General features: G+C 57.6%; 10 protein-coding genes. All 10 read left to right on the top strand.

What is annotated here, in order from left to right; all coding sequences use genetic code 11:
- Positions 1–131: 131 nt before the first annotated feature.
- Positions 132–434, top strand: coding sequence for a hypothetical protein (locus K1V27_RS03750; protein WP_258928189.1), 303 nt, complete (start codon positions 132–134; stop codon positions 432–434).
- Positions 431–1567 carry an ABC transporter permease gene (locus tag K1V27_RS03745; protein ID WP_258928188.1) on the top strand — a complete coding sequence of 379 codons (1137 nt, stop codon included), beginning with the start codon at positions 431–433 and terminating at the stop codon, positions 1565–1567. Before K1V27_RS03750 ends, K1V27_RS03745 begins: the two co-directional genes overlap by 4 nt.
- A gap of 23 nt (positions 1568–1590) precedes the next feature.
- Entirely contained in the window at positions 1591–2277 is a 687-nt protein-coding gene (locus tag K1V27_RS03740; protein WP_258928187.1) for an ABC transporter ATP-binding protein, read from the top strand.
- Positions 2274–3275, top strand: a complete 1002-nt coding sequence (locus K1V27_RS03735; protein ID WP_258928186.1) for a hypothetical protein — start codon at positions 2274–2276, stop codon at positions 3273–3275. The genes K1V27_RS03740 and K1V27_RS03735 overlap by 4 nt, the downstream gene beginning before the upstream one ends.
- A gap of 107 nt (positions 3276–3382) precedes the next feature.
- Positions 3383–5032, top strand: coding sequence for an efflux RND transporter periplasmic adaptor subunit (locus K1V27_RS03730; RefSeq protein WP_258928185.1), 1650 nt, complete (start codon positions 3383–3385; stop codon positions 5030–5032).
- 36 nt (positions 5033–5068) lie between these two features.
- The gene (locus tag K1V27_RS03725) at positions 5069–8980 is read left to right on the top strand and encodes an efflux RND transporter permease subunit (protein ID WP_258928184.1); all 3912 of its coding nucleotides are present in this window, start codon (positions 5069–5071) and stop codon (positions 8978–8980) included.
- Positions 8981–9238: 258 nt separating this feature from the next.
- Positions 9239–10282, top strand: coding sequence for an HlyD family secretion protein (locus K1V27_RS03720; RefSeq protein ID WP_258928183.1), 1044 nt, complete (start codon positions 9239–9241; stop codon positions 10280–10282).
- Positions 10279–12081: an ATP-binding cassette domain-containing protein gene (locus K1V27_RS03715; RefSeq protein ID WP_258928182.1), complete on the top strand. Its 1803-nt coding sequence runs from the start codon at positions 10279–10281 to the stop codon at positions 12079–12081. The genes K1V27_RS03720 and K1V27_RS03715 overlap by 4 nt, the downstream gene beginning before the upstream one ends.
- Positions 12082–12115: 34 nt before the next feature.
- A complete protein-coding gene (locus K1V27_RS03710) occupies positions 12116–13276 on the top strand; it encodes an ABC transporter permease (RefSeq protein WP_258928181.1) in 1161 nt (386 codons plus the stop codon).
- Between the two features lie 14 nt (positions 13277–13290).
- Positions 13291–14400 (top strand): ABC transporter permease, encoded by a 1110-nt coding sequence (locus tag K1V27_RS03705; RefSeq protein WP_258928180.1) that lies wholly within the window; start codon positions 13291–13293, stop codon positions 14398–14400.
- The last annotated feature ends 7 nt before the right edge of the window (positions 14401–14407 follow it).

Raw genomic sequence — 14407 nt, 5'->3', positions numbered from 1 at the left:
GAATTTGCGGCGTTTGCCCCGGGGTTGTGAATGGCGAACGATTTCTCCCCGTGCCGTTCATGGAGCGATGCTGTTCCCATGAACGGCAAATCCGTTCAGCAGAGGCATTTGTTCGAGCCGAGTACCCGTATATGAGAAGGTCTTCGATTTATCTGGGGTTTTCCTTATCGTGTCTGGTTGCCCTGGGTTTTCTTTGCTTTATTTATCCTCACTTGTCAGCGGAGCAATACGACCGGGTCCTGGCTGAACAAAAGCGGGTTGTGCGGGATTTGCAGCTCACCGATCTGTGCCTTTTTAGCGAAGCACGCTACACCCGCAATCTCTCCCAGGCGGATTGGCACGCTCCCTTCCAGGACAACCCCATGGCTTTTGACACCTTCCCTTCCGGGTCCCTTGTGCGGCCGACCGTTCTGCTTGCGGATGACACGCCATGAAGTGGCTCGATCGCCAGCGCTGCCTGATGGACTTCACGCTTTCCTGCGTGTGGCGCAGAAAGGGCAAAAATCTTGGGTTCCTGCTGGTGTATACGCTCATCATATTTGTTGTCTGTTCGGTGATCTTTTTTTCCAATGCTCTGCGGCGCCAGGCAGACGCCGTTTTGCACGATGCACCGGAAATGATTGTGCAGAAAATGATGGCCGGCAGGCAGGAACTCATGCCCCTTGCTCACCAGGAAGACATTGCTTCCATTCGCGGTGTCCGCTCCGTTGAGCCGCGTGTGTGGGGCTACTATTTTCATCCCGCGACTCAGACCAACTATACGTTGATTGGGCGCAAGGATTTCCGCCACGGGGACGATGCGGTCGAAGTCGGGCAGGGGGTGCTGCGCACGTGGGGAGCGGTTCAGGAAGACAAGCTGTATTTCCGCATGGTTGACGGCAAGGCGCTGGATTTGAAAATTGCCGCGACCTTCAGTGCTGCAACCGATTTGGTCAGCGCCGACCTGATCATGATGTCGCAAGCGACCTTCAGAAGACTGACCGGCATGCCGGATCAATTCGCGACCGATTTTTCCGTGCGCGTCCGCAATCCCCAGGAGTGCACGACCATCGCCGAGAAGATCACGGGCATCGTGCCCGGAGCCAGACCCATCCTGCGGGAGGAAATCGTTCGAACCTACAGCGCTCTTTTCAATTGGCGCAGCGGCTATATGATTGTCATTCTGAGCGCGGCAATCCTGGCGTTTTGCATTTCTGCGTGGGACAAGGCCACCGGTCTCAGTGCCGAGGAAAAGGCCGAGATAGGCATATTGAAAGGGGTCGGGTGGGGGACTTCGGACATCCTCGGCATGAAATTCTGGGAGGGCATGACCGTCTCGCTGGCGGCTTTTTTTGCAGGCGTGATCGGTGCCTACATCCATGTTTTTTTCTTTTCCGCGCCCTTCTTCGAGCACGCCCTCAAAGGCTGGTCAATCCTCTACCCCAGCTTTCGACTGCGCCCCGAAGTCAACCTGTTTGAACTGGCCGTGCTTTTTTTCCTGACGGTGGTGCCGTACACGTTCATCACCATCATCCCCATATGGAGAGTTTCCGTGACGGATCCCGACCTCGTCATGAGGCAGGGATAGACGGGATTGGACAGCAGCTCCTCATGATCGAATTGTCCCAGGTTTCAAAAGTGTTCAACCCCGGCAGGCACAACGCGTTCACAGCGTTGCACGGGATAGACCTGAGTATCAAAACGGGCGGTGTCACGGTCTTCAAAGGACCCAGCGGTTCAGGCAAAACGACGCTGCTGAGTGTCATTGGATGTATGGCCAGACCGACCACCGGCAGGATTTTTCTGGATGGAACGGAAATCACCGGCTTGCCGGAACGATTTGCCACGCTCACCCGCCGGCAGACTTTCGGCTTCATTTTCCAGAATTATAACTTGATCAGGGGACTGACGGTTCTCGAGAACACCATGATTCCTGCCTACCCAACCGGGCGCAACTATCAGGAGATCAGGCAAAGGGCACTGGAATTACTGGAAAAACTGAAAATCGAATCAAAGGTGCCCATGAAGGTGGAGCATCTTTCCGGCGGCGAGCAGCAACGCACGGCAATCGCCCGGGCGCTGATCAATGATCCGGCCGTTGTCATCGCGGATGAGCCCACAGCCCATCTCGACACCGAACTGTCAATGGAGCTTCTGGAAATCGTAAACGACCTCAAAAATGAAGGAAAAACGATACTGGTCGCGAGTCACGACCCGCTCATTTTCGAATCCACGGCAGTGGATCGGGTGGTCAGCTTGCGCGATGGTAAAATGATTGATCAGGAAACCCCCAGGTGATTCTAAGCCCCGCCATAATAGCTTTGGAGGCCGGAGCGGTGCTGGCTGCGGGCTATGCGGCCTATGCGTCGGCAATGGCCATGCAGATCATCCAGGGGTGGGATATCGCCAGCGGCAGCGAGCAGCAGCTGCTCCTCGAGAAAAAGACTTACCTGATCTCGACCATTTTTGCCTGGCTGATGGCGTACCAGATCATTTCCCTGTTTCTGTTCAGCTACACGGCCGAAAACCTGCATGATTTGTTCGTCGGTGCCATGTGTGCGGCCGGCTCTTTGAACGTCAACGATTATGGCTATCCGACCCTGGTGCTCAAGGCTTTCAACTGCCTTTTGTGCGGCATCTGGCTCATTGTCAACAGGACCGACAACAGCGTGGCCGATTATCCGCTGATCAAGCCCAAATACAAGCTTCTCATCGGCATAGCGGTGCTGCTGCTGATCGAAGCGATCTTCCAAACCACTTATTTCGTGCAGATGAAGGCCGATGTCATCACCTCGTGCTGCGGCATGCTCTTCAGCGAAACTGAAGAGACTGTGGCGGGTGGGCTGGCGGCGTTACCCTCGTATCCCACCAAGGTGATTTTTTATTTGAGCGTCCTCATCACACTGCGGGTCGGAATCCACCACTACCGGACCGGCAGAGCGGCCCTGGTCTATTCCTTGTCGGCCGCATGGCTGTTGATCCTGTCCATTGCCGCAGTCATCTCGTTCATCGCGCCGCATTTTTATGAACTGCCCGGCCATCACTGTCCCTTCTGCATTCTTCAGAGAGAGTACCACTACATTGGCTATCCGCTCTACCTGGCGTTGTTCACGGGCGGCATAGCGGGGCTGGGTGTCGGGGTTATAGATCGATTCAAGGGCAGCCCTTCCTTGCACGCGGCCGGCCCCCTTTTGCAGAAACATCTTTGCCTGTTATCGATGATCGGATATATGTTATTTGCAGTGATATCCGTGTACCCGATGATCTTTTCAGACTTCAGGCTGGAAGGTTACTGAGCGAAGGCAGGCTTTCCCATAGAATCGAAGGGCTGCTTGCTTCCTCACCAGTCGAGAAGGATTTTTGTCAACTGCCGAGGCGGTTGATGTTTTTCCTGGAGAATAACATGGCGGACAACGGCAGAAGTTTTTCACCCAAAACACTGGCCATTGCACTGGTTGGTGCGATGCTTGCGGGAATCGTTTTTGGTTATGCCATGCGCGGCGGCACTGGTGCAGGCGGGTCCGCCGGCGTCGAGCAGACCGCTTTGAAGCCGGGTGAAAGCGACGGACACTCGCGTTATGTATGCCCGATGATGTGCATCCCGCCGATGGATAGGGCCGGCACCTGCCCCATCTGCGGCATGGAACTGGTTGGAATTTCAGGTGAAGCCGATGCCGAGGGTGCTGCGGCGAAGCTGGAGTTGACGGCGGAGGCGATGCGCTTGGCTGAAATTCGTACGGCGCCTGTGGAACGTAAGTTCGTATCGGCCGAGGTCAGGCTGTTCGGTAAAATCGACTACGATCCCGCCCATGTGACTTATATCACTGCGTTTACCCCGGGCGTCATCGATCGCGTGTATGTCAAGCGTGCAGGCCAGTTTGTGCGCTGGGGGGACGCGCTGTTCGACATTTATTCATCCGACCTCCTTCAGACCCAACAACAGCTGGTTGAAGCGACCAGGTATGTGCCCAGTTTTCTCTCTTTTCAGGACAAATCACCCCATGTCGCCCGGGACGTCGAGGTGCAGCCGCGCCAGCAGAACAGTCTGACGCCCGGTGAGAGGACCCCTGAAGTGGAGGAGGCTTACCGGACCGTGGAGGCCATCAGGCATAAGCTCCGCATCCTGGGCATGCCCAAACGAGACATCGACGAACTGATGAAAAAGGGTGAGGCAACCGGTATCGCCACGGTTTACGCGCCGATGTACGGCCAGATAACGGAGCAAAACGCCTTCGAAGGGACCTATGTGAATACCGGTACGCCCATTTTCACCATAGCCGATCCGCAATTTGTGTGGGTGAAGCTGGATGCCTACGAGATCGATTTTCCCTGGATCCGAAAAGGCCAGGAAGTGGATTTTCAAACCGACGCTTATCCCGGCGAGGTGTTCCAGGGGAAGGTTGTTTTCATCGATCCTGTGTTCAATAGCAAGGCTCGGACCTTTTCCATCGCAGCGGTTTGTTCCGACAAGGGCGGCCGCTTGAAGGCGGGAATGCTGGTGCGGGCGGTCATTCGAGCGCAGTTGACCGCCGCCGGCAAAGTGTACAGACCGGCCGGCAGGGAGGAACAGGCACCCCTCGTGATACCGGCTTCGGCACCCTTGATTACGGGCAAGCGTGCGGTGGTCTACGTGGCTTTACCGGATAAAGATGGCGTGTTTGAGGGGCGAGAAGTGCTGCTTGGGCCTAAAGCCAAAGATTCCTACGTGGTTCTGGGTGGGCTGGAGGAGGGGGAACGGGTCGTTGTCAACGGCAACTTCAAAATCGACAGCGCGGTGCAAATTCTTGCCAAGTCGAGTATGCTGGGCATCGGCGGCGACCATTCAGCCATCGCTCACAACCGCCCCGGCAGTTCCGATGCGGTGCACCAGGACTATTGGGATGAGCGCACCGAAAGTCGCATGCAGGCTTTGCAGGGGGATGACCCGGTCGGCGGCAAACTGCAGCATGATGAAGCTTCCCGAAGTCGAAGCAGCCAATCGATCATCAACCGAAGGCGGCCAGGCACCTACGGCGACACCACCCGACCGATCCCGCCGAGAAGGGAAAATTAGCGTGTTCACGTTTCTCGGTATGTGACCAGCACCTCCATGAACGAGTCCGCAAAAAATTCTCCCCCCCATCTTTCCAACTGGATGGATCGCGTTATCTGGTTCTCTCTGGAGAAGCGCATCATCGTCTTTGTGATGATTCTCCTCATCGTCTTCTGGGGCGCTATGGTGGCTCCCTTCGACTGGCGTTTGGGTGGACTGCCCCGCTACCCGGTGCCGGTCGATGCCATTCCGGACATAGGAGAAAACCAGCAGATTGTTTTCACCGAATGGCCGGGAAGATCTCCCCAGGACATCGAGGACCAGATCACCTATCCGCTCACCGCCGCCCTCCTTGGCATTCCCGGGGTCAAAACCATTCGCGGTTACTCGATGTTCGGCTTCTCTAACATCTACATCATCTTCCAGGATAAGATTGACTTTTACTGGTCGCGGACCCGGGTGCTGGAAAAGCTCAACAGTCTCCCTGCGGGAACTCTGCCCCCCGGCGTTCAGCCCGCTCTCGGGCCGGATGCAACGGCTCTGGGGCAGGTTTTCTGGTATGTGCTGGAGGGCCGCGATGAGAGCGGCCGGCCCAGCGGGGGCTGGGATCTGCATGAGCTGCGGACGCTGCAGGACTGGTACGTGCGCTATGCCCTCCTGGCGGTGGACGGAGTGGCTGAAGTCGCCTCGGTTGGGGGTTTTGTCCAGGAGTACCAGATTGATGTCGATCCCAACCTCATGCGGATCTACAACGTCAAGCTGGAAGACGTGGTGCGCGCGGCCCAGAGGGCCAACATCGATGTGAGTGCGCGCACCATTGAAATCAACAAGGTGGAGTACGTCATCCGCGGCTTGGGTTTTGTGGAGAACCTGGAGGACCTGCAGCATGCACTCATAAAGGTCCAGGACGATGTTCCGGTGTTCATCCGCAATGTGGCCAACGTCGCTTACGGTCCTGCGGCGCGCCGCGGCGCCCTGGACAAGGGGGGCGCCGAAGCGGTCGGCGGGGTCATCGTGGCCCGGCATGGAGCCAATCCCTTGGCGGTCATCAAGGGAGTCAAGGAGAAAATCGAAGAGATCGCTCCCGGACTGCCGCAGAGGACTCTCCTTGACGGCACGGTGAGTCATGTCGCCGTTGTGCCGTTTTATGACCGCAGCCACCTGATCCATGAAACTCTCGGGACCCTCAATGACGCCATATATGAGGAAATCCTGGTGGCCATCGTGGTGATTATTCTGGCCGTGATGCATCTCGAGAGCGCCCTGCTCATATCGGCGGTGCTTCCCCTCGCAGTCCTCATCGGTTTCATTGCCATGAAACTATTCGGCGTGGACGCCAACCTGGTTTCCCTGTCGGGAATCGCCATTGCCATCGGTACCCTGGACGACATGGGGATCGTCATCTGCGAGAACATTCTGAAGCACACGCAAGCGGCCGGCGCCGGTGACAATCGGCTGAAGGTGGTGTTTCGGGCGACGCGCGAGGTGGGCGGTGCGGTGCTTGCCGCGGCTCTGGCCACGATCGTCAGCTTTTTGCCGGTCATTGCCTTGGAAGGGCCGGAAGGAAAGCTTTTCAGACCTTTGGCATTCACCAAGACTTTTGCCCTGGCGGGATCGGCGCTCGTGGCGTTGACCATGTTACCCCCGCTGGCCGCGATGCTGTTTGGATCGAAACAGCGCAAGATCAAAGCACCCCGCTGGGTCCTGTTCGAAGCGTTGATCTATCTGGGTCTGCTCGTCGTCTTCCTGGTGAACTGGTGGATCGGCCTGGTGGTGGCCCTCATAGGCGCCTACCGGCTGTTGCTCTACTGGCTTCCCCAGGGTTTCGGAAAGTATATCAACTCCATCAATTGCGGGTTGGTGGCGGTTATCGTCACCATCTTACTGGCGCGACACTGGCTTCCCTTCGGCCCGGAACAGGGCCTGCTGCTGAATACGCTGTTCGTGGGCGGCCTCATCGGCGGTTTACTGGCATCCTTCCTGATCCTGCAACGCTATTACGAGCAAATACTGTTCTGGTGCCTGGGTCACAAAAAGATCTTCCTGGCGTTGCCGGCGGCCATGCTGTTCTTTGGGGTGATCGTGTGGACGGGGTTCGCCCCCGTTTACTCATGGCTGCCAAATTTCATAAAAAAAACGACGGCGGTCACCTCCATCGCCCGGCAGTTCCCCGGCCTCGGTAAAGAATTCATGCCGCCCCTCGACGAAGGATCGTATCTTTTTATGCCGGTCACCATGCCTCATGCTTCCATAGGTGAGGCTCTCGACATCGTGCGCAAGCAGGATACGGCCATTCAGGCCATTCCCGAGGTGGAGCTGGTGGTGGGTAAACTGGGCCGGGCCGAGAGCCCCCTTGATCCGGCCCCGACGTCCATGGTGGAAACGGTCATCAATTACAAGCCGAAGTTCATCAGCGATCGGGCTGGGCGTCCTTTGTCTTTCAAGTATTCAGCCGATGAGATCGATCTCTTCCGCAGCACGACAGGGATCCCCCTGAAAGCTCCGGATGGGCTGCCGTATTTGGTCCGCGGCCGGTTTGAACGCGATGACGAAAACCGGCTGATCGCCGACCCCAACGGCAAGCCTTTCCGCCTGTGGCGGCCGGCCCTGGACCCCGGGCTGAACCCGGGACGTCAGGCATGGCGGGGGATTCAGGAACCCGACGACATTTGGCAGGAGATCGTCGAGGCGGCCAATGTTCCAGGCACTACACGAGCGCCCAAGCTGCAGCCCATCTCAGCCAGAATTGTCATGCTGCAGAGCGGCATTCGGGCGGCCATGGGCGTCAGGGTCAAGGGCGCCGATCTGCAGACCATCGAAAAGACCTGCGGAGAAATCCAAAAATACCTCAGAGAAGTTCCTTCGGTGGCCTCATCTTCGGTCATCGCCGATCGCGTGATCGGCAAGCCCTACCTGGAGATCGATATCGATCGGCAGGCGATCGCTCAATATGCCATCGATCTGCAGCAGGTGCAGGATGTTGTTGAAGTGGCCATCGGGGGCGACCAGATCATGACAACGGTTGAGGGCAGAGAGAGGTACCCGGTGAGGGTTCGATATCTGCGCGAGCTGAGAGACGACCTTGAATCCCTGGGCAAAATTCTCGTCCCCTCGGCAAACGGAACCCAGATTCCTCTGATGCAGTTGGCGGACATCAGGTACACACGGGGACCCGAGGCAATCAAGAGTGAAGATACGTTCCTGGTGGGCTATGTATTGTTTGACAGCAAGCCCGGTTTTGCCGAGGTCGATGTGGTCGAGCAGGCCAGGCATTACCTTAAATACAAGCTGGAGAGCGGGGAACTGCAACTGCCCGAGGGAGTCAGTTATTCCTTCACGGGAAGTTATGAGAACCACATCCGTTCGGAGAACAAATTGAAGGTCATCCTGCCCATCGTGCTGCTGATTATTTTTGTGATTCTCTACATGCAGTTCAATTCGGTGGTTACGACGCTTCTGGTTTTCTCGTCCATTCCGGTGGCCTGGGCCGGCGGCTTCATAATGATTTGGCTTTATGGGCAGCCGTGGTTTCTCGATTTCAGCCTGCTCGGCACCAACATGCGCGAGCTCTTCCAAATTCACCCCATCAACCTGAGCGTGGCGGTATGGGTGGGCTTTCTGGCTCTGTTCGGAATCGCCGCCGATGACAATATCGTCATGGCGACTTACCTGGAACAACGATTTGCCGGGCGGGAGCCGGAAACCACCGAGCAGATCAGGCGAACCACCATTGAAGCCGCCAAACGGCGCATCCGGCCCTGTCTGATGACAACCGCCACCACCATCCTTGCGCTGCTGCCCGTGCTGACGTCTACCGGGCGCGGCTCGGAAATCATGGTCCCCATGGCGATTCCTTCCTTCGGCGGCCTGACCTTTGAAGTGATCACGATGCTGACAGTCCCGGTGATCTACTGCGCCATCAAGGAATTTCAGCTGAACAAGCGGCTGAATACAGCTCCGCACAATTGAGTCGCCGGACCGGCAGGTTGGGTAGAGCGCAGCACAACCCAACGAATGTTGGAAAGATACTCCCGGAAGCTACCGGATTGACCGGTATCGGCTTTTGCCGGGGGCATGGGGGCAGCGGATGGGAGTGAATAACAGGTCCATTTTTACGGCATTATCTGCTAGACTACACGACTGTGTGATGAGGAGGCCACAGACGGAGGAACCTTTCGGATAGCCGCCTCGTTTGTTTTGTCACCTGAAAAGAGAGCTTGGAAGCACATGCGGAAAAAACGGGTTGCTGTTATAGTGGTGTTGCTGATGGCCGCCGCGGCCGGAGGCGCCTATTGGCGGTGGCGCCAAGGTCAGCCGGAACAAGCCCAAACGGAGCTTGTGCTCTACGGCAATGTGGATATTCGCCAGGTGGAGCTGGCCTTCAACGGCAGTGAGCGCATCGCCAAGCTGGCGGCGCAGGAGGGCGATCGCGTCAAGCAGGGGCAACTGTTGGGAAGCCTGGAAAAAGTGCGTCTGGAAAACATTGTTGCCCGTGTTGCGGCGCAGGTCAAAGCGCAGGAGCAAATTGTCGAGCGCCTTGTGGCAGGGAGCCGCCCCCAGGAGATTCACAAGGCGCGTGCAGAAAAGGAAGCGGCCGCAGCGGAGGCGCGCAATGCCAACCAAATCTATGAGCGCAGACGGCCGTTGGCGAAGCAGGATGCCATTTCCAAGGAACAGACAGCCGTCGCCCGAAACAATGCGAGAGCGGCCGAGGCCAGGTTGAGGGCGGCCGGGGAAGTACTCGATCTGGCTGTGGAAGGGCCGCGCAAGGAAGACATCGCCGCGGCCAGGGCGACACTGGAGGCGTACCGGGCGGAACTGGCCTTCGAACATCAGAGGCTGATGGATGCGGATCTTTTTGCACCCACCGACGGGGTCATTCAAAATCGAATTTTGGAACCCGGCGACATGGCTTCACCGCAACGGGCGGTTTACACCCTGGCTCTGACCAATCCCGTGTGGGTGAGAGCCTATGTGCCGGAAAATCAAGTGGGCAAAATTTGGCTGGGCATGTCCGCCCGGGTGGAAACCGACAGCTACCCCGGTAAAAGGTACGAAGCCTGGGTCGGGTTCATTTCCCCGACTGCCGAGTTCACTCCCAAAAGTGTGGAGACAACGGAACTGAGAACCAAGCTGGTCTATCAGGTACGGGTTTATGTCTGCAACCCGGAAAACCAACTGCGTCTGGGCATGCCGGCTACAGTGACCATCCCGCTGGATCAGCCGGTTGCCAACGAACGGACCGAAGCCGATCGCTGCAAGCAAAATTGAACGACAACGAAGCCACGACACACCATCACGGCAGTCCACCCGACCAGGTGGTGCTGGAGTTCAAAAACGTCAGCAAGACCTTCACGGCCGGTAAACGCAAGATCAAGGCGCTGGATAACGTGGAGGTGCGCGTGCCGGCAGGGGTGATCACCGGCTTGATCGGGCCGGATGGAGCCGGCAAGACGACGCTGATGCGCCTGGCGGCGGGATTGCTCGTTCCGGATACCGGTACCATCACGGTCCTGGGCCTGGATGCCACCCATGATTCTTTGGCGGTGCAGGCCTCCATCGGTTACATGCCCCAGCGGTTCGGCCTTTACGAGGACCTCACCGTTCAGGAAAATCTGGATCTTTATGCAGACCTGCAGGGAGTCGCCAGGGACCAGAGGGTCGATCGGTACCGGGAGTTGATGCGCATGACGGGGCTCGCCCCGTTCACATCGCGCCTGGCCGGTCGCCTTTCCGGTGGCATGAAGCAAAAACTCGGCCTGGCTTGCACGCTCATCCATCCACCGCAGCTGCTGCTCCTGGATGAGCCCACGGTCGGAGTGGACCCGGTTTCCCGCCGCGAGTTGTGGAGCATCGTGGATCGACTGGTGCGCGAGCAGGGCATGAGTGTTGTGCTGAGCACGGCTTATCTGGACGAAGCCGAACAGTGCCACGAGGTCATCATGCTGCATCTGGGCAAGCTGCTTGGCAAAAAGCCCCCCGGCGAATTCAGCAGGAAACTGGAAGGTCACGCTTATACAGTCCGCGCACCGGGGTTGAACAAACGCAACGTACAAAAAAAGCTCGCCCAGGGTGCGGGCGTTATCGATGCCGTCATCCAGGGGGAACGGGTGCGGTTGGTCATGGATTCCACCGAGCGACCGGCCATCAAAGAACTTCTGGAAGGTTCCGATGATGCGTTGCTGCAGCCGGTTCCGGCACGGTTTGAAGACAGCTTCATCGCCATGCTCAGATCGCAGACGTCCAAACCTAAGAGCCTGGCGCCGCAAACCGATTTTAATCAACGTCGGCGGATAGGCGGCGGCGACAACAAGGTCATCGAAGTGCATGATGTGGCCCGCCGGTTCGGTGATTTTTACGCGGTGAAGCATGTGACTTTTGATGTGAAGCAGGGGGAAGTGTTTGGACTGCTGGGCGCGAACGGGGCGGGAAAGTCTACCACTTTCAGAATGCTTTGCGGCTTGCTGCCTCCCAGTGGGGGGCAGCTGAGGGTGGCGGGGCTGGACTTAAGGAAAGCTGCTGCCGCTGCTCGCGCCCGCATCGGTTATATGTCACAGAAATTTTCATTGTACGGCAATTTGAGCGTTCGACAGAATCTCAATTTTTTCAGCGGAGTGTACGGTCTGCACGGACAGCGCCGTGCGGCAAAGATTGCCTGGGCTTTGCAGCAGTTCGAATTGGAGGGCCAAGCCGATGCGGTCAGCAGCGATCTGCCCCTGGGTTATAAACAGCGGTTGGCCATGGCCTGCGCCCTCATGCATGAACCGGAAATACTGTTTCTGGATGAGCCGACATCGGGTGTCGATCCGTTGGCGCGCCGCGAATTTTGGCTGCGCATCAATGAACTGGCCGAACAGGGCGTGACCGTATTGGTCACGACTCATTTCATGGAAGAAGCCGAATATTGTGACCGGCTGGCCATCATGTCGGCCGGTAAAATTCTCGCCCTGGGAGTGCCCGCGGAAATTAAGCAGGAAGCGAGCTCTCGGGAAAATGCCGATCCGACCATGGAAGACGCCTTCATCAGTCTCATCCAGGCGGACGAAGAGGAAAGCGAGAGCAACGGTTGAGGGCGATCATCCGGTTTTCGCACGGGGTTGAAGCATGATGGGGACAAAGGCCGACGAAACGAGCAGCTCGAGACGCGGGGGCGCGGCGATGCGCCTGCGCGGTCTGATGCGCAAGGAATTCCTCCAGATCCTGCGCGATCCGAGCAGCATTGCCATTGCTTTCCTGATGCCCGTTGTGCTGCTCCTCTTGTTCGGTTATGGTGTTTCTCTGGATGCGGAGAATGTCCCGATCACTCTGGTGGTGGAACATCCATCTGCTGCAACCCACCGATTCACTAAGGGGTTTTGGGGCTCGAACTATTTCGATCCCCGGCAGGTGCCAAGCATCCAGGAGGGCGTGCGGTCACTCTTAACGCATCAAGCCAACGGCCTCGTCTATGTGCGCGAGGATTTTGCCGAAAGCCTTGAGCGTGCCGACGGCGGAGCCATTCAGGTCATTATCAATGGGGTTGACGCCAACAATGCGCGCCTCATCTCAGGTTATGTGGAAGGGGTTTGGAACGACTGGATCAGACGCGAGTCGCAGGCCCGGGGCAGCGGACCCCCCATGCCGGTTCAAGTGCAACAGCGGATCTGGTTCAACAGTGAGGTGAGAAGTCAAAACTTTCTGGTACCCGGGTTGATCGCTGTGATTATGACCCTGATCGGGGCCTTGCTGACCGCACTGATCATGTCGCGGGAGTGGGAACGGGGCACGATGGAGGCCCTCATGGTGAGCCCCGTCGCCATGCGTGAAGTGATCATCGGCAAGCTCCTGCCTTATTTTGTCCTGGGCATGGGCGGCATGGGATTGTCGGTTCTGATGGCGGTCTTTTTGTTCCACGTTCCGCTGCGTGGCTCCCTTTGGCTTCTGTCTGCGGGCGCGGCCTTGTTCCTGTTGACGGCTCTCGGCATGGGGCTGCTCATTTCCACGCTGGCCAGGAGTCAGTTCGTCGCCAGCCAGGTTGCCATCATTGCCACCTTCCTGCCGGCTTTTATCCTGTCCGGATTCATTTTTGACATAGGCAGCATGCCCCCCGTCATACAGGGGCTCACTCATGCGGTTGCCGCCAGGTACTTTGTGGCCATTTTGCAGAGTGTATTCCTGGCCGGGAATGTCTGGTCGGTGGTGTTACCCAACGCTCTGGCTTTGATGGCGATGGCAACCCTGTTTCTGGCAATCACCCGCAGGCGCTCGCGCAAGCGTCTCGAGTAGGCAGGATACGACGTATGGGCAGGCGCATCATCGCTCTCACTATCAAGGAATTTTTGGCCTTGCTGAAGGACAAAAAAAGCCGCACCGTGATTATCGTGCCGCCGCTTGTCCAGTTGCTGGTCTTCAGCTATGCGGCCACTTTCGATCTGAACCGCGTCCCTTATGCCGTGTACAACGAAGATCCGGGCAGTGCCAGCCGGGACCTGCTGGCCGCTTTCACCGGTTCCACCAACTTTCGCGAAGTTGCGAGGATTTCAAGCAACAGGGAAATCGCTCCGCTCATCAACGGCCGCAAAGTGCTCCTGGTGCTGCATATCGGCCCGCAGTTCACGCGCGATTTACTGTTGCGCCGCCCGGCTGAGCTGCAGGTCATCGTCGACGGCAGAAATTCCAATACCGCGATGGTGGTTCTGAGCTACGTGCGCTCCATTGTGACCGGTTACAACGACCGCTGGATAGAACGCCAGGGGCTGCCCAAATCTCCCGCGCGCCTGGTGACTCGATTCTGGTTTAATCAAAACCTGGAAAGCCGCTGGTTTATTGTGCCGGGGGTGGTGGGCATCCTCACGCTGGTGGTGACCATTCTGGTGACCGGCCTGTCGGTGGCACGCGAGCGCGAACAGGGGACGTTTGATCAATTGCTGGTGACCCCTTTACGCCCGGTCGAGATCCTGTTCGGGAAGGCCCTGCCCGGATTTATAATCGGTCTCGGAGAGGCTTCCCTGATCATGCTGCTGGCCGTCGTGTGGTTTGAGGTTCCGTTGCGCGGGAATATCCTCACTCTGTATACGGGCATTGTGCTTTTTCTGCTCTCCGCCGTGGGAGTGGGGCTCATGATTTCTTCCCTTGCGGTAACCCAGCAGCAGGGGCTGTTGGGTGCTTTCCTGTTCATAGTGCCGTCAATTATTCTGTCCGGATTTGCCACACCCATTGCCAATATGCCCGAGATCGTCCAAGAGCTCACCCTGCTGAACCCTCTACGGTATTATCTCGTGGTTCTGCGCAGTGTATTCCTGGAAAATTCTTCCTTTACTCTGCTCATCCATCAGTTCTGGCCCATGGCCGTGATCGGGGTGGTGTGCCTGGCGTCGGCAGCCTGGCTGTTCCGGCACCGCATGCATTAGGGGCGTC

The sequence above is a fragment of the Desulfoferrobacter suflitae genome (assembly GCF_022603395.1).
Taxonomy (GTDB): domain Bacteria; phylum Desulfobacterota; class Syntrophobacteria; order Syntrophobacterales; family Syntrophobacteraceae; genus Desulfoferrobacter; species Desulfoferrobacter suflitae.
Note: the sequence above shows the minus strand (reverse complement) of the source record. Positions and strands in the feature narration are given on the sequence as shown.